The sequence below is a fragment of the Neisseria sp. P0001.S005 genome, from assembly GCF_051963715.1.
On record NZ_JBQCTZ010000044.1, the window covers coordinates 1 to 22180 of the forward strand.

The following is a 22180-nucleotide window of genomic DNA, read 5'->3' on the forward strand; positions in this document are numbered from 1 at the left end:
CGCCTCGCCGAAGCCCCCAGCCACGGCCTCCCCGCCCTCGCCTACGACGCCCACGCCAAAGGCACACAGGCTTATCTGTACTTGGCCGATGAACTGATTGCACGGTTGGAAAAATAAACAGAAATATTGAATATAAAAAGGCCGTCTGAAAGTTGGAAAATACTTTCAGACGGCCTTTGGTTTGATTGGGAAGAACATTTTAAAAAAGACCGCGTGCGTGCGTACCGCACACACCCTACGCATAAATTTCAAATTCTTTGTGATTCATAGGTAGGGTGTGTGCCCGAAGGCACGCACGCGGTTTGATGTAGGCTACAGCTTGCTTATCTGGACTTAGCCGATGAACTGATTGCGCGTTTGGAAAAATAAACAAGAATATGAATATAAAAAGGCCGTCTGAAAGGTAGAAAGTACTTTCAGACGGCCTTTGGTTTGATTGGAAAGAATATTTCTTAAAGACCGCGTGCGTGCGTACCGCACACACCCTACGCATAAATTTCAAATTCTTTGTGATTCATAGGTAGGGTGTGCGCCCGAAGGCACGCACGCGGTTTGATGCAGGCTACAGCTTGCTATTTAGAAAGATCTATTACAAGGTATAGATGAACAGCTTTTTCCTAAAACCCCGCCCGATCTAATTCTTCCAGCAACGCAGGCCGACGCGGTTTTTCGCTATATCGTTCCCTGATTTCGTCGGCGAAGTCTTCCATTGCCTGCCGTTGTGCGGAATATTGGCGGCGGAGGATCTTTAATTGGTTGAAGAGCTGGCGGTATTGCTTACGGTTGCTTGCCTTATCGATTTCAGCCGCAAAGATTTTCAGGTAACAAGCTACGATTCGGTCGTGATACGGCTCGGGGAAAGACGGGGCAAAACGTTCCATCATGTACAACGAAAGATGTTGCTGCAATAGGGCGAGCAACAGGTCGAATTCCTGTTCATGCTCCAATATTTCAACCCGCAGCGAATATTGACCCGACAAGCGCGCAAGCAGGCGGTTGAATTCATGCGGCCATTCGGCGGCGGGAAACGTGGCTTTCCATGCCTCGTAATGCGGCAATGAAAGGCTGGTGGAAAACGCCAAATCCGCTGCGATTTCGCGTACATTTTTACCGGTTTCCTTCAATACATCGAAAAGTTGCAGCTTCCATTTGTGCATTGTGCCGAGTGTTCCTTCATCTTCGGCAATGCTGATGCCTTCGCGCAAGAGGCGTTCCGCTTCCGCCCAATCTTGCTGCCCGACTGCTTGTTCTACCGCAATTTGTCTGAATTGCGGCAGGTGCAGATGTCGTCTGAAATAATCCTGCGCGGCAGCAGTATCGCCTTTCGCCTGCAAAACCTGCCAACCCTCAAATGCCCAAAATTCATGTTCCCAACCCGACTTGGTAACAGCCAAACGTTTAGCCACATAATCTTGCCATGCCTGCCACTCGCTGCGCAGCCGCCAGATTCGGGCGCGGATTTGGTAGATTTTATTGCCTGCCTCCGAGAAATCAAAATAGCGGCTGTCGTCCAAGCATTTGTCCAAAAAATTAATCAAACGCTTAGTGACGTTTTCCATGACCGCCTCTTCCAGCAGGTCGAGTGCCATATACATAGCATCGCCCAACATACCGTCCGAATCGTCCGCCTTTTCAAAAGCATCCTGCAAACGCGGTATCAACAGAGGCAAAGCCTGCTGCAACGCCTCCGTCCCCTCCTGCGCCACATCTTCCAACCAGTTTTGCAACCTGAAGCCCAAATCAGCGGCTTCGTAGTAATCATAATATCGGGTTCGGGAAAAGATTTTGGAGAGCTGCTGGCGATACGGATTGCCGCCCTGTTTAGGCTGCTGCGCGTCAGATTCTGCCGACTGGTTATCCTGAGTTTGCTCGCGCACCGCATACCACAACGCCGCCATATGCTTGCACGCCCAGCCATAAGGACAATCGCAGCCCCCGTCCTTAATGTACAAATCACTATCCAGCTTCAGCCATACCGAATAGTTTTCCGAACCGAACACCTCCGCCCGATAACGCCCGGCGGAAGTTTTTTGAACATCGCGAACCTTGCCCTGCTGAAAATACAGCAGACCGCGTTCGGCAATGTGGGGCGGAAATAGGCGGGGTAGGTAGATACCGGACATGGTTTGCTTCCAAGAAGTTGTTGAAACATGGGAAGTTTACTGGTTCGGGCGATGTTTGGGGAGAGGGTAGAGGGAAGATTTGCTTTGCAAAGGGGCAAAAGGTCGTCTGAAAATGGGTTTCAGACGACCTTTTGGGGAGGGTTAGAAAGGGGAAGATGATAGTTTAGAAAAATGTATACTCTTAAATCGTGAGTTGTAACTAGCTTAAGTAAGATAGACAATAATAATATATATGTGAACTTTATAAATTTTGTTGAAACTTATCCCTTTCATATTTCAATAAGTCTACTTTAGGGTCTAGGAAAATTTTATTAGATCTAATGAAATTTAAAGCTTCATCTTGAGTAAGTTCATTTGGCACAACAGTTGAAATTTTTCGAATAGCTGTAGAAGGGATTCCATAATCAATTAAAATAGATAAGTTTTGAGGTAGGAAGTCATTTTCTAAAGCGGTAGCGTAGAATAAGTAGTTTCCTGGAGTTATACTCATCTCCTTTGCCACGAATTCTTGTAAGGAATGTAAAACCTTCAACCATTTTGGTATTTTAAATTGTAAAAAACTTCTAAAAAATTTGAAAATTTTCTGAATGGCTTCATCCCATCTCTCTTGATCAGTCGGAAATTTATTTTCCTTTTCCCTTTTTAGATAATCAACAGTGCTTATTATTAATGGATATAAATCTTTCTGCATTCCATAGAAATGCGTAAAATATATAAACTGCTTACTAGAAACTTCTAGATGATCATACCTATCATCCTGTAAAAATTCAAGGCATAAGTTTAAACAAAAACTAAGTTGATCATAACTAGGATATTTATCCCAGATGAGTAATGAATATTCATTCTTTAGAAATATTTTTTTTAATTCTTTTAATAGGTTAATTTGTCCTTTGATATTAATATTATTTCTTGCTAACAACTCTTTTTCTTTGGTAGATAATTCATTAATAAGCTTAATGCTTGGGTTATTCAGATCTTTTATGTCCGATTCTCTTAAATTAATCAATACTTCATCCTGAATAGGATTTTGTTCAAAGAAAGGGATATCTACCACTACTTTTTCAGCAGCTGGCGGTTCTTCAAAATTAAAAATCTTTCCAATATAATGGGACATCAGTCTGCCAGCTCTCCCTCTCATATTACTATAATCAAAGAAATCAATATCATTTGTTCCTTTTTTCTTATTAAAGTAAATTATATTTTCTGTATTCGTATTTACTCCTTCGATAATTGTTGTGGTACAAAATATTGTATTTATTTTTCCAGAGTTAAATAAATCTATCATGGTGGACGATATATGCCTAGGCAGTGTTCCATCATGAACGCCTATTCCGAATTTAATGAGGTTTGTAAAGCTCCATTCCTCTGAAACATGTTTTTTAATCCATTCTATAATAGAAATATCATTGTTTTCTTTTGTGTAAACATCATTTTTTCTTATATAATCCATGTATTTTAAAGCTAATTTTTTTGCTTTTCTAGGAGAGGAGCAGTAAACTAAGCTATTTTTATTTTTTAATTTTATTGCTAATAATTCAAAAAGTATATTTTCTTTTTTTGCTATCGTATTAAAATCTTTTTTCTTATATTCTTTATAAATGTTGTGTTCTTCACATAAAACCAAGCTATCTGTTAGTTTAATAAATTTAGCATTATATTTACTAGCAAAACCTTCTGATATGCCTTCAATATTGGGACCTAATAAATAAAATTGGCAGTTATAAGAATATATGGCTTTCAAGAAAGCATTATTTATAGATGCAGACCTACCATCATCACGTTTTGCACTCAATTTATAAAATTCATCTATTACTAGAAAATCTATTGATGTGAAATATGGATATTCAATAGCACGTTCTGCTGTAAATAGAAAAATATTGTTTGTATCGCTTGGTTCTTGAGATGTCTTTATAATTAACTTATATATATCTTTATATTTTGATAAATTCTTTCTTGTTTCATCAAGCAATGCCAATGTTGGTTGTATAATTAGTAAATTTTTATATCGGTTTGATGCTACGATATCTTCTATAAGCAAACTTTTTCCGAAACTTGTTGGCGCACTTACTACGATATTGTTTCCTTGAAAAATTAAATCAATAATTTTCTTCTGAGCATCATGATAATATTTTTTATCTACCCCAGATGATTCATTCATATTTTTACGGATTTCAGCGGCTGTGGATGTGGTGTATAATCCTTCTTTTTCTAAGTATGGATAAAATCCGACTGATTCAATAATATCTGATAAAATATCATTCAAGGAGGCATCAAATTTTTTTCTGTTATCCAGAATATATATTAAAATAGCCCTGCCTTCTTCTTCATCTTCAAAGATAGTCTTGCTACATATATTATATATATTAAATGTTTCATCAAAATTAAAGATTTCTGAACTTTTAATTTTTTCAATTAAATCCGTAGTCAGTTTTCTCATTTTATATACTTAAATTATATTTGTTGTAATAAATCTAATTTATTATGTAGTTTTTTTACTAATTCTATTTTGTTGGGAACTGGGAATAAGATTAGAACTATATTTAATACATCCTTCAAAGGATGATTATAATGTTTATCAAAATACTGCTTAAGAAGTACCAAACTATCTATATATTCTTTTAAAAAAGCAGGATTATTTTCATCATCAAATTTGGTGAATAAATTACTTGAGTATGTACAGAATAAAGGTATTTTTATAAAATTTATTTTATCCTTTAGCGATTTTCCTGATGATAACTGCCTTACCCAGTAATCCCTATCTACTGTATTGATATGGTCAATATGATGGATATCATGTAGTCTCTTCGTGATAAGACTAAATTCATCATTTAAAAAGTCTCTGTTAAAATGATCATCTAAATCTTGTAGTAGAGCCCTAACACCTTGTTTAGGATCGCTATATAACTTTGATTCTCCTAGCCATAATGACTTACTTTGGGGTTCTATATGTATGCAATCAAAACCATGTACTGCGTGACCATATGAATCTTTAAACCAAATTTTAGAGATTAAAGGAATGGTATTGAAGTTATCTCTTAAAATTAGGTGTAGAATTAATTCACCAAATTCTCCTCGTTTTAAATATTTCTCTTCAATCTCTAACTCATCAAGTTTGCTCTCATTTCCTGAGTGATATAATTCGGCGACGTCCTTAAATGCCTTTATCTTATATAATGATTTAGCTGCTTCGCGGAGTTTACGTCTTATCTCTTGAGGTGGTGTGTAGTTACCTTCATGCAATCCAAATGCAAAATCACATAAAGCATCAAAAATGATATCGACTAATGGCTTCCATCTATATGATTTTATCAATGGATTTTCTTCGTCATAATCAAACCCAACAAAAAAACCTTCTACATTAGAGTCTGTTAGCTGATTACATATATGCCGTTTTATAATATCTTCTGAATTGAACATTTTAAACTTGTAGCTCCTAATCACATTTTGTTCAGTATATCCCACACCTTCAACAACCTCTTCACCGACACCGGATACGGCGTCTTCAACTCCTGCGCAAACAGCGACACTCTCAATTCTTCAATCATCCATCTAAACGCGGCGAGGTCGTCTGAAACGGGTAGTCCTTGTTTCACCAAACCGTCGGTTTTTTCCTGCCACATTTGTTCCAATTCCTGTATGTCGGCTTCGCGGGCTGCGTCGCGGGCGGGGTTGCCGCTGTATTTTTCGAGGCGCAGGGTCATGGCTTTGAGGTAGATGGGGAGGCGCGGCCATTGTGCCCACGGGGTGCGGGTGGCGAAGCCGGCGGTGAGCAGGGTTTGCAGGCGTTGGCGCATGAGGTGGGTGAGCGGGTGTTTGCCGAGTTTGCCGTTCAGTTCGGCGTAGGCGGCTGCGGTTTCCTGTAAGTAGCGGCTGAGGGCTTCTTTGACGGCGGGCAGGCGGCTGCGGGCGCGTTTGATTTGTTCTTTGAAGGCTTTTTCGTTGCGCGGCAGCTCGTCTTCGCCGATAAAGGCGCGGTCGCAGACGGCTTGGGTGAGGTCGTCGCGCAGGGTGTCGGCGTTGATGTGTTTGAGCAGCATGGCGGCTTGGGTGAAGCCTTGGATGCCTTTGTTCAGGTCTTTAACTTGTTCTTTTAGTTGTAGTTTCATGAGTTCGATCACGCCTAATCGGTGGGCTTGTTCGGCGGCGGCAGACGTGTCGAACAGGCGTAGGGCGATGCGGCCGTCTTTTTCTTTTTGCAGGCCGAGGTAGCCGGTGAGTTGCTGTTTGCCGCGGGCGAATTTGATGGATTCGGGCAGGGTGCCGATGTCCCATGCGGTAACGTTGTCGCGCTCGAATTCTTGGGTGTTGTCGCGGAAGGTGGTGGCGGCGGCTTTGCCAAGTTGTTGTTGGATTTGGATTAAATCGCGCCCCATGGCTAATTCTTGTCCGCCGTCGTCGATGATGCGGAGGTTGAAGTAGCAGTGTTCGGGCAGCCTGAACGCGGCCCATTCGTCTTGGTTGATTTGCTCCAGTATGCGGATGTCGCCTGCGGTTTTGGCAATGGCTTGGGCGAGTTGGGGCAGGATAGGGGCGTTGCGGTCGGGGTTTTGGCTTAAAAATTGGGTGATGAATTCGGGCACGGGTACGCAGATGCGGCGGATTTGTTTGGGCAGTGCTTTGATTTGCAAATGGATTTTTTCGCGTATCATGCCGGGCACGAGCCATTCAAGCGACGGCGCGTGCAGGCGGTTGAGGACGGTCAGCGGCACGGTCATAGTCACGCCGTCGAGCGGATGGTGTGGCTCGAAACGGTAGGAAAGTTTGAACTTGCCGTCTGCGGTTTGCCAGAATTTGGGGAACTGTTCTTCGGTAATGTGCGCGGCGGCGTGCTGCATGAGGTCGTCGCGGCTGAGGAACAGCAGGTGCGGATTGTCGCGCTCAGCAGTTTTGAGCCAGGCTTGGAAGGTGCGGATGTCGGCAAGGGGGAGGGGTTTCAGACGGCCTTTTGGGGGTGCAGGCTGCTTTTTGGGTTTGGGGTCGTCTGAAACATTTTGTAGGGTGTGTGAACTCGGTTCACGCACGCGGTTGTCCGTAGCTTTAGAATCCGCGTGCGTGGCTTGCGCTACATAACCTACGTTGTGCAGGCTGCCTGCAACCGTTGAGGCTGCGGTACTCTGTTCCCTCTCCTGTGGGAGAGGGTTAGGGAGAGGGTTTGCTGCGGTTGTGGAAAAGTTGGTTTGTGCGGCAACTGTTTTGCCCTCTCCCCAGCCCTCCCCCACGGGGGAGGGAGCGGTTTGCTGGGGATTTGCAGGATACAGGCCGTCTGAAACCGCATCCGCCGTATAAAAATCGGGCAGCCGTTCGTTATAAAACGCAAACAGGGCTTCGTCATCGACCAATACGTCTTGCTTGCGCGATTTGTGTTCGAGTTCGGTAATTTCTTTAATCAGCTTTTTATTGTGGGCAAAAAAGGCCGTCTGAAGATTGCTTTCTTGCGCCACCAATGCGCCGCGGATAAAGATTTCGCGCGCTTCTTCGGGCGCAACTTTGCCGTAAGACACGGGGCGGCGCGGCAATACGGTCAGGCCGTAAAGCGTAACGCGTTCACTGGCGACGACTTCGCCGCGTTTTTGTTCCCAGTGCGGCTCGAAATAATGATGGCGAACGAGGTGCGGCGCTTCCTGCTCTATCCATTCGGGCTGGATAACGGCGACGTCACGCGCGTAAAGGCGCGTGGTTTCAACCAATTCTGCCGCCATCACCCATTTGGGTTTGGCTTTGAACAAGGCTGATGCAGGGAAAAGGTGGAAGCGGCTGCCGCGCGCGCCGGTGTAGTCGTTGCCGTCGGGTGATTTCATGCCGACGTTGGCGATAAGGCCGGTCAGCAGGGCGCGGTGGATTTGTTCGTAGCCCGCTTCTTTGGCGGCACGGATTTGGGCGCGGTGTTGTTTCTTGTCCAGTTGTTTTTGTTTGAGTTTGGCCGCCAAATCTTGGTCGCCTTGACTTTCAGACGGTCTTAATTGCTCTTGGGAAGGAGGTTGTCTAAACGCGGCTTCTTTGGTGGTCAAACCCATTTCAATCGCGGTTTGAGCAAGCTGGTGGTGCAGCTCGCGCCATTCGCGCATACGCAGGTGCGACAGGAAATATTGGCGGCACCACTGCACCAGCTGCTTGTTGGACAAACCTTTGTCACGCTCGCGCTGGAAGCTGTCCCAAATGTTCAGATAGGCAAGAAAGTCAGATTGCTTGTCGGTAAAACGTTCGTGTGCCTTGGCTGCGGCATCGCGCGCTTCCAGCGGCCGCTCGCGCGGGTCTTGAATCGACAGCGCGGACGCAATCACCAATATTTCCGCCATGCAGTCGTGCTTCTTCGCCGCCAACAAAATGCGCGCGATTTTCGGGTCGATGGGCAGACGCGCCATTTGTTCGCCGAGTTTGGTCAGGCGGTAGCGGGGTTTGGTGGGTGTTTTCAGGCTGCTTGAAAAATTTTTGCTTTGCGAAAACTCGTTTCGCCCGTTTTCAGACGACATATGGATATGGCTTTTCATGTTTTGTATAACAGATGTGTAGGGCGGGTATTGATGCCAATCTACGCATTGGATTCAGATGATATTTATTCTGTGAATTGAATTTCAGATGCCCTGAAATTCAATTCAACAATGCCGATAAACCTTGTTTTGGGAAATGAAAAAGTAGAAGCTGCTTTTTATTGATGTACATCAAGCTACTAGCTCGGCAGTTTACCAATAATGCTTTCTTCAAAATCAAGAAGGTTTTTGATATTTCTATTCAACTTTGAATAATTTAATTTAAAATTGGATCGACATTCCTTAATTAGATGTAAATATTCAACACAATTTTTCTGCAACACTGCCAAATTTTCTATTTCCTTAATAAAATTAGAAACTATTTCCATATACTTATAATACTCCCCTTTTTTAATTGAGTAGTTACAGATAAAAGAAAACGTGTCATACGATTTTTCATTAATTTCTTTGTAATCATCTATATTCATAGTATTTAAATGATAAAATATTTCACATTCAATGCATAATCGTAAGTCGTTAAAAATATCATTAATTGTACTTTCTATATTTTCTTTATCCTTATCAAGCACTCTTCTAAGCAAATTTCTCCAATCAGCAAAAGATAAATTCTTGATATCTCTATATTCTTTTAAAGGTAAAATATAAGGGTCATATTTTAAACTAATAGAAGGTAGTGATGAAGAAGTTATTGTTATATTATTAAATTTATCGAACTCGTCACTGATATTTTTAAATGCATTAAATACGATTTCTTCTAATTTGTTTTGCTTATCTTTATTAATGATGAAATCTATTTCATCAGATAATTTATTTTTATATACAAAAACATCCCTTGCGCATAATGCAAATCCATCAGATAGAAACAGAACCTTATCATCATCTGAATATTGCTGATACCAATATTTAGCACGCTCTAATAACAAACAATAAAGCTTATCAAATTGTTTATTTTTAAGTAATTCTTCTGCTTTTTGTATACTAAATTGATTCATCCGTAGTATCCTTAATGTTTAAATTAATATAACTTAATGTATTTCGAGGAAAGCTTTTAGCCCAACATGGTTTATTGTTTATCTGTTTTCGTCGGGCATAGATGCCCGACTTTCAAGCTACCTGAAAGATTTTCAGACGGCCTCCACCGCCCCCAACTCCAGCAATACCTGAAATCCATCATTGATATACCGCGAATCGGGCATTTCTAAAAACGGGAATGCTGCTACGTCGCCCAAGTTCAGCGATGCCATGCGCAGGATGACGGCGGCGAGGTTGCTGCGGACGATTTCGGGGTCAGTGAATTCGGGGCGGCTGTTAAAATCTTCTTCTGAAAACAGCCGGATACACACGCCTGCGGAGACGCGGCCGCAGCGGCCGGAGCGTTGGCGGGCGGCGGCTTGAGAGATTTTTTCGACATGAAGCTGCTCCACTTTCGCCCGTGCGGAATAGCGTTTGACGCGCGCGAGGCCGGTGTCGATGACGTATTTGATGCCCGGCACGGTGAGCGAGGTTTCGGCGACGTTAGTCGCCAGCACGATGCGGCGTTTTACGCCTGAGGGGTGGAAGATTTTGTGCTGTTCGGCGTGCGACAGGCGTGCGAACAGGGGCAGGATTTCGTCGTTGCGGCGCAGCATGGATTTGCGCAGGGCTTCGGCGGCTTCGCGGATTTCGCGTTCGCCCGGCAGGAACACCAAAATATCGCCTTCGCCGTGTCGCGCCAATTCGTCCGCTGCATCGACAATCGCGTCGGTCAACTCCACTTCTGCGTCGTCTTCGTCTTTGCTGGTCAGCGGGCGGTAGAGGATTTCGACGGGATAGGTGCGCCCGCTTACTTCCAGCACAGGCGCGCCGTTGAAGTGTTGAGAGAAGCGTTCCGCGTCTATGGTTGCCGAGGTGATGATGACTTTCAAATCGGGGCGGCGTGGCAGCAGTTGTTTCAGGTAGCCCAAGAGGAAGTCGATGTTCAGGCTGCGTTCGTGTGCTTCGTCGATAATAATCGTGTCGTAGGCGGCGAGATAACGGTCGGTCTGCGTTTCCGCCAGCAGAATGCCATCGGTCATCAGCTTGATGCAGGCATCGCGCGAGGTGTGGTCGGTGAAGCGCACCTTATAGCCGACCGCGTTGCCGATTTCCGATTTCAGCTCTTCGGCAATCCGCTCCGCCACCGAGCGCGCGGCCAAACGGCGCGGCTGGGTATGCCCGATTAGCCCCGCCACCCCGCGCCCGAGCTCCAAGCAAATCTTGGGTAACTGCGTGGTCTTGCCCGAACCGGTTTCGCCGCAGATAATCGTTACCTGATTTTCGGCAATGGCTTTTTTGATTTCGTCGAGCTTTTCGTGAACGGGCAGGGTGTTGTCGAATTCGGGTTTGGGTAATGCAGCCAAACGCTTCAAAAAGATTTCGTGCGATTTTCGGTATTTTTCTTCGACTTTGGACAAACCGCCGTATTTGTTGGGATTTTTGAAGGCGGAACGCAGGAAGTGGCGGTCTTTGGAGAGGGTTTGGGAGAAATCGGGATGGGGCATGATGGTGCAATGAATTAAATAATGTGAAAAAAATGGAATTATAGCAAAAGGCCGTCTGAAACTTGCTTGCTTTCAAGTTTCAGACGGCCTTTGTATGGGTAAACCGTTTTAGTCGGCGGCGTGCCAAGGTTTTTGCATACCGGCGTGGAAACTCGGTTTTTCTCCGCCCCACAAGGTGTCGATGTCGTAAAAGTCGCGCACGGCAGGGAGCATGACGTGGACAACGAGGTCGCCTGCGTCGACGAGCGTCCATTCGCCGCTGTCGCCTTCGGTGCTGAGGATTTCAAAACCGGCTTCTTTCAAATCGACGGCAACGTTGTTCGCCAGTGCTTTGACTTGGCGTGTGCTGTCGCCGCTGGCGATAATCATGCGGGCGAACAGGGAGGTTTTGTCTTGGGTTTCCAAAACAGAGATGTCTTTGGCTTTAATGTCTTCGAGGGCGTTTACGGCCACTTCGACCATTTTTTGCAGGTCTTGCAATTCTTGTTCGTTCATTATTTTCCTAGTTGAAATGTTTTCAGACGGCATTATAGCTTATCTGCCTGAATAAACGCTATTTTTCATAGAGTTTGTGTTGGCGGATGTATTGGGCGACAGGTTGCGGCAGGCCGTCTGAATGGTGCGTTTTGGCGAGATCGGCACGGATTTGGGTGGAGCTGGTGTTGTGCAACGGCGCGTTGAGGATGCGGACGCTGCCGTTTTGTAGGGCTTCGCCGAGCCATGCGTGTAATTCGCGCGGGGTTTTGTTGAGGTTGTCGCCTTGGCGCATGGCGATGGCGATATTAGTCTGGCGCACGAGGTTTTGCCATTTTTTCCATGTGTGCAGCTGCATCAGGCTGTCGCTGCCCATCAGCCACCACAGTTGCGCGCCGGGAAATTGCTGGCGGAAGATTTGGACGGTGTCAAACGTATAAGTCGCGCCGTCGCGGACGATGTCGCAGTCGCTGGCGGCGAATCTCGGCTCGTCGGCGATGGCGAGTTCGACCATATTGAGGCGCTCTTGTGCCGGCGTGCGCGTGCTGTCTTTGTGGTACGGGTCGCCTGCCGGCAGGAAGACGACAAGGTCCAAACCGATTTCGTCGGCAAAGGCGCGGGCGATGTGGAGGTGGCCGTTGTGGATGGGGTCAAACGTGCCGCCGAATAATCCGATGTTTTTCATTTCGTGGTGGTGTCTGCGTTAGATGTTGGGCCGTCTGAAACAGGCAGGCTGCCGTCAACAATCAGGTTGAGCTTGCCTGTAGTCGGGTGGATGACCAGGCCGTGGATGGCGATGTTGTCGGGCATCAGCGGATGTTTGCGAATCAGCTCGACGGTATGGCGCACGCTGTCTTCGACGTTGTCAAAACCGGTCAGCCAGCCGTCCAAATCGATACCAGCATTGCGCAGGGTTTCGATGCGGTCGTCGGGGATATTGCTGTCGTGTACGCGTTGGAGGAACTCTTCAGCGTGCAATCCGCGCATACCGCAGTCGTGGTGGGCAATGACCATGATTTCTTTGACTTTGAGTTCAAATACGGCCACCAACAAACTGCGCATCACCGAACCCCAAGGGTGGGTCACCAGCGCACCGGCGTTTTTGATGAGCTTGGCATCGCCGTTTTTCAAGCCCAAGGCATTGGGCAGCAATTCGATAATGCGTGCGTCCATGCAGGAAAGAATGGCCAGCTCGCGGCCGGGGTATTTGTTGGTGAAATATTTTTCGTACTCTCCCGATTCAACGAAATGTTGGTTGTAGGAAAGGATATCGGTCAATTCACTCATGATGATGTGCTCTTTTCGGATGATTTACTCTATTATAGCGGTTTTCAAGGGGTATGGTCGTTTTGCAAATTCGCCGTAAACGGCTAAAATCGACGTATCTTTAGTTCTTTTGGAGGATGCGCCATGTCTCAGTCTTTCCGTTTTGAACAAGTATTCACACCCGATGTCCACGACGCATTGTGGGATTGGGCGCAAACAAGCTATGGCGCATCCGACGATTGGTGCATTCTGTATCTCAACGGCCTGCCTTTAGGCCGTCTGAACCCGTTATGGCGCGAACGCCTCGGACAAGATTGGACAGGCAGGCAGGCACCCCTTTCAGACGGCCTGAATTTGGAAACAGACAGCTGGACTCAGATGGGCGACAGTTTGCAAACGCTGGCGCAACAATGGCGCGAGTGCGGTTGGCTCAAAGGTTGGCGCGGTGAAAAGTTTGACATCTGCGACCAGTCGGGTAAGCCTTTATGCGCACTCGAACGCGCCGCCTTCCGTCCGTTCGGCCTGATGAGTCAGGCAGTTCACTTAAACGGGTTGGTCGAAACAGAAGACGGTTTACGCTTTTGGATAGGCCGCCGCAGTCCGCACAAAGCCGTCGATCCGAACAAACTCGACAACCTGACCGGCGGCGGCATCAGCAGTGGCGAGAGGCCGTCTGAAGCCGTCTGCCGCGAAGGCGAAGAAGAAGCCGGCATTCCCGCTTCTCTGACACCCCATATCCGACCGACCGCCCAAATATATAGTTTGCGCCCCGTTAATCGCGGTGTCCACAACGAAATCCTGTATATCTTCGACATCGTCCTGCCCGAAGGCTTCCAACCCGCCAACCAAGACGGCGAAGTCGCCGGTTTTGAACTGATGGACATCCCCACCCTGCTCGATGCCATGTTGGGCGGACACATGATGCACGATGCCCAGTTGGTCACGATCGAAGCCTGCCGTCGATACGGCCTAATCGACCCCAAACATCCGCTGTCCGCATGGCTCGACAGCATCCGTTGCCGACCCCATTTTTAAAGGCCGTCTGAAACCATGTTGCAACTTAAAAACATCAACAAACGCTTCGGCAGCAAAACCGTTGCCCAAGACATCAACCTAAACGTCGAAGCAGGCGAAATCCTCGCCGTACTCGGCCGCTCCGGCTGCGGCAAATCCACCCTGCTCAAAACCATCGTCGGCCTGGTGCATCCAGACAGCGGCGAAGTCTGGCTCAACGGCGACAACATCACCGACATGCCGTCTGAAAAACGCAATATCTCGCTGATGTTTCAAGACTACGCCCTTTTGCCGCATTTAACCGCCCTCGACAACGTCGGCTTCGGCCTCAAAATGCGCCGCCTGCCCAAAGCCGACATCGAAGAACAATCCATGCAGGCCTTGCGCGACATCGGTTTGGAACACGAAGCGCAACGCAAACCCGAAAGCCTCTCCGGCGGTGAACAGCAACGCCTCGCTCTCGCACGCGCCCTCATCACGCGCCCGTCGCTGTTGCTCTTGGACGAAGCCTTCTCCAGCCTCGACACCCACCTGCGCCACCACCTGCGCACCCTGACCGCCGAACGCATCCGCAGTCAAAACATCCCCGCCATCCTCGTGACCCACTCTGCCGAGGAAGCCTGCACCATGGCCGACACCATCGCCATCATGCACGAAGGCCGCATCCTCCAACACGGCACACCGGAAACCCTTATCCGCCGCCCCGTCAATGCCCAAGCTGCCTTACTGCTCGGTTTGGCCAACACCGGCGACACACGCTACATTCCCCAACACGCCATCCGATTCGACCCGAACGGCACGTCCGTCCGCATCAACGAAGCCGTCCCCCTCGCCGAAGGCACACGCCTTACCCTCGTCCATCCGCAATACGGCGATTTGATTTGGTATCCCCACGCCGACCACGATACGGACAAACCGCAAACCGGACAGGAAATCCGCATCAGCGTGGATGAAAGTCAGATTGTTTGGTTTGATTGAATTTGATGGATTAAAAAAAGAAAAAGGCCGTCTGAAATTTAAGTTTCAGACGGCCTTTGTTATCTAAGCCATCAATCAGACAAACCCATCTGATCTACAATCGCTATTTACTTCACTTTCGTACATACCTCACGGGAAGTTCCATCCTCAGACACCAATTTGCCTGTTTTATCCATTTGATAAACCTCGTCTTCACCGGGCTTGTCCATCTGCGCGACCAATCCGGTGTATATCATACTTTCCAAGAATTGGCCGTCTTCTGATTCTTCCAACCATGCCAATGTTTCAGGGCTGTGGAGTCGTGAAACTTCGCTGTACTTGATTTGGCTTTGAGTTAAGGCTTTGTTCGCAAAACGCCATTTACCCCTACCGACAACATGGTACGCTAAGACATTGCCGTCATCGTCCACTTTGAGCTTAGCGTCGCCACGGAAACTGCCGTCCTGAAGATATTCGACTTTTGTATCACTGTGGATGTTTTCATCAGAGCCAACGCAATGCCATGTACCGACAATCGGAGAAGCCAGGGCGGTTGTTGCGGATAAAAGTATCGGCAAAATAAAGAGTTGCATCTATTTCCTTTCTTAAAAGAGGCCGTCTGAAAAGTTGCAATGACATTGAAGCTGCATTTTCAGACGGCCTTTGCGAGTATTCTGTCGCAGGCAGACGTTCAAGAGATGTAAATCACGAGGACGGCAATCAGCACCAGCTGGACACCCAGCTTTATCAGCGCGGTACGGCTGACGAAGTAGATAAACCAAGTGCCGGTCAGAATCAACAGTAGAATAATCAGCCACGGCCGCCATTTGTTGAGGTGGACGGCTTCGGTAAAGCAGGTATGAATATGAAGTACGACGATGGCGACGATGAGCAATATAGGCACGATGAAGTCCATAATTTGATTTCCTTTTGATAAGGCCGTCTGAAAACCGTGGTTTCAGGTTTTCAGACGGCCTTGTCTATTCAATCAAAATCAGTCTTTCAACTTCGCCAACTGAGTTTGAACTTTCGCCATTTTGTCTTCCAATTCCGCCAAATCGGCTTTGTCTTTTTCCACCAGATGCGCCGGGGCTTTTTCGGTGTAGCCGGGTTTGGAGAGTTTGGCGTTGAGTTTGTCCAAGGCTTTTTGCAGCTTCTCGGCTTCTTTGCTCAAACGAGCGGTTTCGGCGGCTTTGTCGATTTCGACTTTCAACATCAGGCGCGCGCCGTTGCAGACGGCGACGGGGGCGTCTTCCGCTTCGGGCAGGCTGTCCACCAGCTTGGCTTCAGTCAGTCGGGTCAGCGACGGCAGGTATTTGAGCAGGCCTTCGAGTTCTGCACTGCCTTCGACGAAGAGCGGCGCTTTGACGTTTGGCGCGATACCCATTTCGCCGCGCAGTTTGCGCACTTCTTCCACCAAGTCTTTCAATGCAGCCATTTTGTCGAAGGCCGTCTGAACGATTTTTTCTTTATCGGCTTGCGGATAGGCGGCCAACATGATGCTGTCGGCGGTTTTGGCATTCGCCAGAGGCGCAACGACCTGCCACAGCTCTTCGGTAATGAAAGGCATGATTGGGTGCAGCAGGCGCAGGATGGTTTCGAGTACGCGCACGAGGGTGCGGCGTGTGGTGCGCTGGGTTGTCGGGCAGCCGGTTTGGATTTGCACTTTTGCCAGCTCGATGTACCAGTCGCAATATTCGTTCCACACAAATTCGTACAGCGTTTGCGCGGCAAGGTCAAAGCGGTAGGTTTCAAAGGCTTCGGCAACGGCGGCTTCGGCTTGTTGCAGTTTGCCGATAATCCATTGGTCGGCAAAGGTAAACGCCAACGGCTGCATTTCGTCTTGACCGCAGTCTTTGTCTTCGGTGTTCATCAACACGAAGTTGGTGGCGTTCCACAATTTATTGCAGAAGTTGCGGTAGCCTTCGGCGCGTTTGAAGTCGAAGTTGACGCTGCGGCCGAGGCTGGCGTAGCTCGCCATGGTGAAGCGCAATGCGTCCGCGCCCATGCTCGGAATGCCTTCGGGGAAGAGTTTTTTGGTGGCTTCTTCCACTTTCGGCGCGGTTTCGGGTTTGCGCAGGCCGGTGGTACGTTTCACCAGCAGTTTTTCCAAGTCGATGCCGTCGATCAAATCCACAGGGTCGATGACGTTGCCTTCGGATTTGGACATTTTTTTGCCTTCGTGGTCGCGCACGATGCCGTGGATATACACGTCTTTAAACGGTACTTTGCCGGTGAAGTGGGTGGTCATCATAATCATGCGCGCCACCCAGAAGAAGATGATTTCGTAGCCGGTGACCAAGACGTTGGACGGCAGGAAGGCTTTGAGTTCGTCGGTTTCAGACGGCCAGCCGAGCGTGGAAAACGGCACGAGCGCGGAGGAAAACCATGTGTCCAATACGTCTTCTTCGCGGGTCAAACCGGTTTTACCGGCTTGTTTTTCGGCTTCCGCCTCATTGCGGGCGACGTACACATTGCCTTCGTTGTCGTACCATGCAGGGATTTGATGACCCCACCACAGTTGGCGCGAGATACACCAGTCTTGGATGTTGTTCATCCATTGGTTGTAGGTGTTGACCCAGTTTTCAGGGATAAAGCGTACCGCGCCGCTGTCGACGGCTTTTTTGGCTTTGTCGGCGAGGCTCAGGCCTTTGAATTCGCTGTCAGGCTCGCCGCCGTTTGGCGTAGCGGACATGGCGACAAACCATTGGCTGGTCAGCATCGGCTCAATCACCGAACCTGTGCGGTCGCCTTTCGGCGTCATCAGCGTGTGCGCTTTGATTTCGACCAACAAGCCTTGTTCCTGCAAATCGGCAACCATTTGTTTGCGCGCGGCAAAGCGGTCTAAGCCTGCGTATTTTTCAGGCAGGGCAAAGCCTGGTTGCGCTTCGCCTTTGAAGTTGAACACTTCGGCGTTTGCCAGCACTTTGGCTTCCAAATCGAACACGTTAACCAAACGCGTGTCGTGGCGTTTGCCGACTTCGTAGTCGTTGAAGTCGTGCGCAGGCGTGATTTTCACGCAACCTGTGCCAAAGTCTTTTTCAACGTATTCGTCAGCAATCACGGGGATGGTGCGACCGGTCAGCGGCAGGATTAATTCCTTGCCGATCAAATGGGTATAACGTTCGTCTTCAGGACTGACGGCTACGGCAACGTCGCCCAGCAGCGTTTCGGGGCGGGTGGTCGCGACGATAACGGCTTCGGCGGGATTGTCCGCCAGCGGATAGCGGATGTGCCACATAGAGCCTTGTTCTTCCACGCTTTCCACTTCCAAATCCGACACCGCCGTACCGAGCACGGGATCCCAGTTCACCAAGCGTTTGCCGCGGTAAATCAAGCCCTGTTCAAACAGGCGCACAAACACTTCGGTCACGGTTTCGGCACGCACGTCGTCCATCGTGAAATACTCACGCGTCCAGTCGGCAGAGCAGCCCACGCGACGCATTTGTTGGGTAATCGTACCGCCGGAAACTTCTTTCCATTCCCACACTTTTTCCAAGAATTTCTCGCGGCCCAAGTCATGACGGGACACGTTTTGCGCGGCAAGCTGACGCTCGACCACGATTTGCGTGGCAATGCCCGCGTGGTCGGTGCCCGGAATCCAGGCTGTGTTGCAGCCTTTCATGCGGTAGTAACGGGTCAGGCCGTCCATGATGGTTTGGTTGAAGGCATGGCCCATGTGCAGCGTGCCAGTTACATTGGGCGGCGGCAGTTGGATGGAGAAAGACGGTTTCGTCAAATCCATATCAGGCTGGAAATAGCCCTGCTCTTCCCAGTTTTGATAATGTTTGGATTCGATTTCGGCTGGATTGTATTTGTCTAACATGATGGAACTTTGTGAAATTAAGGTTATTTTTGATGTGCGGATTATAACGCAAAAAGGCCGTCTGAATCATTTCAGACGGCCTTTGGCATACGGGTTTTAAAAACGGAACAATACCAGGCTGACGGCAATCACCGCCATACCCGTTGTCAGGCCGTAAACGGTTTCATGGCCGTCTGAATAGCGTTTGGCGGCCGGCAGCAGCTCGTCCAACGCCAAAAACACCATCACGCCGGCTATCACGCCGAACACCGAACCGAACACGGCAGGCGATAAAAACGGCTGCAAAACCAAATAGCCCAAAGCCGCCCCCAAAGGCTCGGCCAAGCCGGATAGCAGACACGCCCATACCGTTTTCTTACGGCTGCGGGTGGCAAAATAAACCGGCGCGGCGATGGAAATGCCCTCCGGAATATTATGGATGGCAATCGCCAAGGCCAAAGGCATCCCGACCGCCGGATTTTCCAAGGTGGCAAAAAACGTCGCCAAGCCTTCGGGGAAATTGTGCGCAGTAATCGCAAACGCCGCCATCATGCCGACTCGCGCGATATGGCGGCGTTTGCTTTCTTGAAACGACGGGTCTTGCGCGTCTAAGGTTTCATGCGGGTTCGGCACCAGGCGGTCGATCAGCGCAATGCCGCCCATACCGACCAAAAATGCCATGGTCGCCGCCGCAAACGCGTGGTCTTTATCATAAATTTCAGCGAACGCCTCACTGGATTTACTAAAAATCTCCGTCAGGGAAACATACACCATCGCACCGCCGGCAAATGCCAAACCAAACGACAACACCCGCGGATTGGGCGTTTTGGAAAACATCACCAGGCCGCTGCCTAATACGGTAAACAAACCGGCAGCCAACGTAATGGAAAAGGCAACGGCCAAATTGGACATCGAAAAATCGGGCATGAGAAAACCTGCACTCAAAGCTGGGACAGGTTCAGACTAACACTTTTTAATGCGTATGATAATAGTTATTATTTATTTTATTGATTAGGTACACGGATTTTGAAACAAAAGGCCGTCTGAAAAATGATTTTCAGACGGCCTTTAAACCTTATCGCTTTCCAGCTTAAGCCTGATAACGCGACAGGATCAAATCGTCGCTGCGGATTTCGGTGTCTTTGCCGCTCACGATATCGGCGGTTAATTTTGCCGAACCCAGCGACATGGTCCAGCCCAAAGTACCGTGACCGGTATTTAGGAATAAGTTTTCAAAGCGGGTACGCCCGATTAACGGCGTGCTGTCAGGCGTCATCGGTCTGAGGCCGCTCCAGAACAATGCTTGGCTCAAATCGCCGCCTTCAGGAAACAAATCGTTGACGACCAAAGCCAAGGTTTCGCGGCGTTTTTCGGGCAGTTTGATTTCGTAGCCGGACAATTCCGCCATGCCGCCGACGCGGATTCTGTTGTCAAAGCGCGTGATGGCGACTTTGTAGCTCTCATCTAACACGGTGGAAACCGGCGCGCCGTCTGAATTGGTGACGGGCAGGGTCAAGGAATAGCCTTTGACGGGATAAATCGGCAGATTGAGATCCAACTGCACCAAAACCGTCCTGCTGAAGCAGCCGAGCGCGCAGACGAAGGCATCTGCTTCAAAGCGTTCTTTTTCGGTTTCGACTGCGCTGATGCGCTGCCCATTGTGTTCGATGCGGCGGATGGTTTGGTTGAAATGGAACTGTACGCCTTTTTCCAGACAGAGTTGGTACAGGTTTTGGGTGAAGAGGTGGCAGTCGCCGGTCGCATCCGCAGGCAGGTGCAGGCCGCCGGCAATTTTGGCGGTAACGCGCGCCAGCGCAGGCTCAAATTCTGCGCATTCTTCGGGTTTCAGACGGCGGTAGGGCACGCCGTAGCGTTCCAAAACGGCAATGTCTTGTTCTGCTGCTTCGACTTCTTTGGCTTGGCGGAAAATCTGCAACGTCCCTTTTTTGCGCCCTTCAAAATTCATGCCGGTTTGCGCTTCAAAACGGCGGAACATTTCACGGCTGTATTCGGAAATCCTGACCATGCGCTCTTTGTTGGTTTGATAGCGTGCTGCCGTGCAGTTTTGCAGCATTTGCCACAGCCATTCGATTTGATACAGGCTGCCGTCAGGGCGAAACAGCAAAGGCGGATGGCTTTTAAACAGCCATTTCAGCGCTTTGGTCGGGATACCGGGTGCAGCCCACGGCGTGGTATAGCCGTAAGAGAGCTGGCCTGCGTTGGCAAAACTGGTTTCCATCGCCACGCCCTCGGCGCGGTCGATGACCGTTACTTCATGTCCGGCCTCTGCCAGATACCACGCGGAAGATACGCCGGCAACACCAGCACCTAAAACAAGCACTTTCATTTTTCTCCTCCTCTGACTTTTTTCAAAACAAACTTAATATACACTGGGCCGTCTGAATGTTCAGGTTCAGACGGCCTTGGACATTAATGCGGCAATTCGCCGTTTTTGATTTTTTGTTTGAAGTCGCGCGTTTCATTGACGATGACTTTCGCCATCAACAAAAGCGCAATCAGGTTGGGCAATGCCATCAAGCCGTTGAATGTGTCCGAAGCCAGCCACACCAAATCAAGGCTCAACACGGTTCCCAGCATAACTGAAGAAACATAACCGACGCGGTACAAACCGGCAAACTTCTCGCCGAAGACGTAAACCGCGCATTTCTCGCCGTAATAACACCAGCCGAGAATGGTTGAGTAGGCAAAGAAAATCAGGCCGATGGTCACAATCCAGCCGCCGATGCCGGGCAGCATTTTTTGGAAAGTGACGGTTGTCAGCGCCGCGCCGCTCAATTCAGGTTTCACAAACTCGCCACCTGCGCCGAGCAGACCCATGACCAACACGATACCGGTAATCGAGCAAACAACAATGGTGTCCAAAAAAGTACCGGTCATGGAAACCAAAGCCTGACGGACGGGGTGGTCAGTTTTCGCGGCTGCGGCGGCAATTGGCGCAGAACCCATACCCGCTTCGTTGGAGAACACGCCGCGCGCCACGCCGTAGCGGATGACCGTACCGATGGCGCCGCCGGCCACAGCTTGCGCGCTAAACGCATCGGAGAAAATCAGTTTGACGGCAGGCATCAACACATCGGAATTAATCACGATAATGGCAATACCGCCTACTACATAAAACACTGCCATGGCAGGTACGATAAAGGACGCGGCTTTGGCAATGCCCTTAATGCCGCCCAAAAGCACAATGGCCGTTAATACGGTCAATATCACGCCGGTGTAGGCTGGTTCGACGCCGAAGCTGGTTTGCACTGCCTGCGCAACCGAGTTGGACTGCACCGAGCTGCCGATACCGAAGGAAGCGAATGTGCCAAACAGCGCAAACGCGACGGCCATCCATTTCCAGTTTTGGCCCAAACCTTTTTCGATGTAATACATCGGGCCACCGGACATTTCGCCTTTGGAATTGGTCACGCGGTATTTCACCGCCAATACGCCTTCGCCGTATTTGGTGGCCATACCGAAAATGGCGGTCATCCACATCCAAAATACCGCGCCCGGGCCGCCGGTTACCAC

General features: G+C 48.9%; 18 protein-coding genes. 3 read left to right on the top strand and 15 right to left on the bottom strand.

Translation table 11 applies throughout. The features are described from left to right. Positions 1 to 117 (top strand): ParA family protein (locus tag ACTHSP_RS07870; protein ID WP_440345924.1); only part of this gene is annotated, 117 nt, incomplete at its 5' end. A gap of 500 nt (positions 118 to 617) precedes the next feature. On the opposite strand, the gene ACTHSP_RS07875 is transcribed toward ACTHSP_RS07870, so the two are convergent. From ACTHSP_RS07875 to ACTHSP_RS07915, 9 genes are all read right to left on the bottom strand, one after another. After that, positions 618 to 2123, bottom strand: a complete 1506-nt coding sequence (locus tag ACTHSP_RS07875; protein WP_440345920.1) for an SWIM zinc finger family protein — start codon at positions 2121 to 2123, stop codon at positions 618 to 620. Between the two features lie 241 nt (positions 2124 to 2364). Then, entirely contained in the window at positions 2365 to 4560 is a 2196-nt protein-coding gene (locus tag ACTHSP_RS07880; RefSeq protein ID WP_440345921.1) for a DEAD/DEAH box helicase, read from the bottom strand. Between the two features lie 14 nt (positions 4561 to 4574). Further along, positions 4575 to 5540, bottom strand: a complete 966-nt coding sequence (locus ACTHSP_RS07885) for a DUF1837 domain-containing protein (RefSeq protein ID WP_314765980.1) — start codon at positions 5538 to 5540, stop codon at positions 4575 to 4577. 20 nt (positions 5541 to 5560) lie between these two features. Then, positions 5561 to 8485 carry a DUF3418 domain-containing protein gene (locus ACTHSP_RS07890; protein WP_440345925.1) on the bottom strand — a complete coding sequence of 975 codons (2925 nt, stop codon included), beginning with the start codon at positions 8483 to 8485 and terminating at the stop codon, positions 5561 to 5563. A 305-nt stretch (positions 8486 to 8790) separates the two neighbouring features. Then, a complete protein-coding gene (locus tag ACTHSP_RS07895; protein ID WP_107769490.1) occupies positions 8791 to 9603 on the bottom strand; it encodes a hypothetical protein in 813 nt (270 codons plus the stop codon). 132 nt (positions 9604 to 9735) lie between these two features. Further along, a complete protein-coding gene (gene hrpA / locus ACTHSP_RS07900; RefSeq protein WP_283121556.1) occupies positions 9736 to 11130 on the bottom strand; it encodes an ATP-dependent RNA helicase HrpA in 1395 nt (464 codons plus the stop codon). Positions 11131 to 11238: 108 nt separating this feature from the next. Then, complete coding sequence (gene rsfS, locus ACTHSP_RS07905; RefSeq protein ID WP_002246503.1) at positions 11239 to 11625, bottom strand: ribosome silencing factor; 387 nt, start codon at positions 11623 to 11625, stop codon at positions 11239 to 11241. Positions 11626 to 11683: 58 nt separating this feature from the next. Further along, positions 11684 to 12289 carry a nicotinate-nucleotide adenylyltransferase gene (gene nadD, locus ACTHSP_RS07910; RefSeq protein ID WP_283121555.1) on the bottom strand — a complete coding sequence of 202 codons (606 nt, stop codon included), beginning with the start codon at positions 12287 to 12289 and terminating at the stop codon, positions 11684 to 11686. After that, complete coding sequence (locus ACTHSP_RS07915) at positions 12286 to 12891, bottom strand: beta-class carbonic anhydrase (RefSeq protein WP_295707753.1); 606 nt, start codon at positions 12889 to 12891, stop codon at positions 12286 to 12288. Before ACTHSP_RS07915 ends, nadD begins: the two co-directional genes overlap by 4 nt. Before the next feature lie 123 nt (positions 12892 to 13014). Between ACTHSP_RS07915 and ACTHSP_RS07920 the strand changes: the two genes are divergently transcribed. Both ACTHSP_RS07920 and ACTHSP_RS07925 read left to right on the top strand, forming a co-directional pair. Then, the gene (locus ACTHSP_RS07920; protein ID WP_049352641.1) at positions 13015 to 13905 is read left to right on the top strand and encodes an NUDIX hydrolase; all 891 of its coding nucleotides are present in this window, start codon (positions 13015 to 13017) and stop codon (positions 13903 to 13905) included. Positions 13906 to 13920: 15 nt separating this feature from the next. Next, complete coding sequence (locus tag ACTHSP_RS07925) at positions 13921 to 14862, top strand: ABC transporter ATP-binding protein (RefSeq protein ID WP_049352638.1); 942 nt, start codon at positions 13921 to 13923, stop codon at positions 14860 to 14862. Positions 14863 to 14969: 107 nt separating this feature from the next. Here the strand turns inward: ACTHSP_RS07925 and ACTHSP_RS07930 are convergent, their stop codons facing one another. The 6 genes from ACTHSP_RS07930 to ACTHSP_RS07955 form a co-directional block, all read right to left on the bottom strand. Next, the gene (locus ACTHSP_RS07930) at positions 14970 to 15434 is read right to left on the bottom strand and encodes a hypothetical protein (RefSeq protein ID WP_049352636.1); all 465 of its coding nucleotides are present in this window, start codon (positions 15432 to 15434) and stop codon (positions 14970 to 14972) included. 98 nt (positions 15435 to 15532) lie between these two features. Next, positions 15533 to 15760 carry a hypothetical protein gene (locus ACTHSP_RS07935; RefSeq protein WP_049352634.1) on the bottom strand — a complete coding sequence of 76 codons (228 nt, stop codon included), beginning with the start codon at positions 15758 to 15760 and terminating at the stop codon, positions 15533 to 15535. Positions 15761 to 15835: 75 nt separating this feature from the next. After that, positions 15836 to 18667, bottom strand: coding sequence for a valine--tRNA ligase (locus ACTHSP_RS07940; protein WP_440345922.1), 2832 nt, complete (start codon positions 18665 to 18667; stop codon positions 15836 to 15838). A gap of 96 nt (positions 18668 to 18763) precedes the next feature. Continuing rightward, positions 18764 to 19573: a zinc transporter ZupT gene (gene zupT, locus ACTHSP_RS07945; RefSeq protein ID WP_049352631.1), complete on the bottom strand. Its 810-nt coding sequence runs from the start codon at positions 19571 to 19573 to the stop codon at positions 18764 to 18766. Positions 19574 to 19736: 163 nt separating this feature from the next. Continuing rightward, positions 19737 to 20993, bottom strand: coding sequence for a D-amino acid dehydrogenase (locus tag ACTHSP_RS07950; protein ID WP_049352629.1), 1257 nt, complete (start codon positions 20991 to 20993; stop codon positions 19737 to 19739). Positions 20994 to 21076: 83 nt separating this feature from the next. Next, on the bottom strand, positions 21077 to 22180 hold a 1104-nt coding region (locus ACTHSP_RS07955), incomplete at its 5' end, for an alanine/glycine:cation symporter family protein (RefSeq protein WP_440345923.1).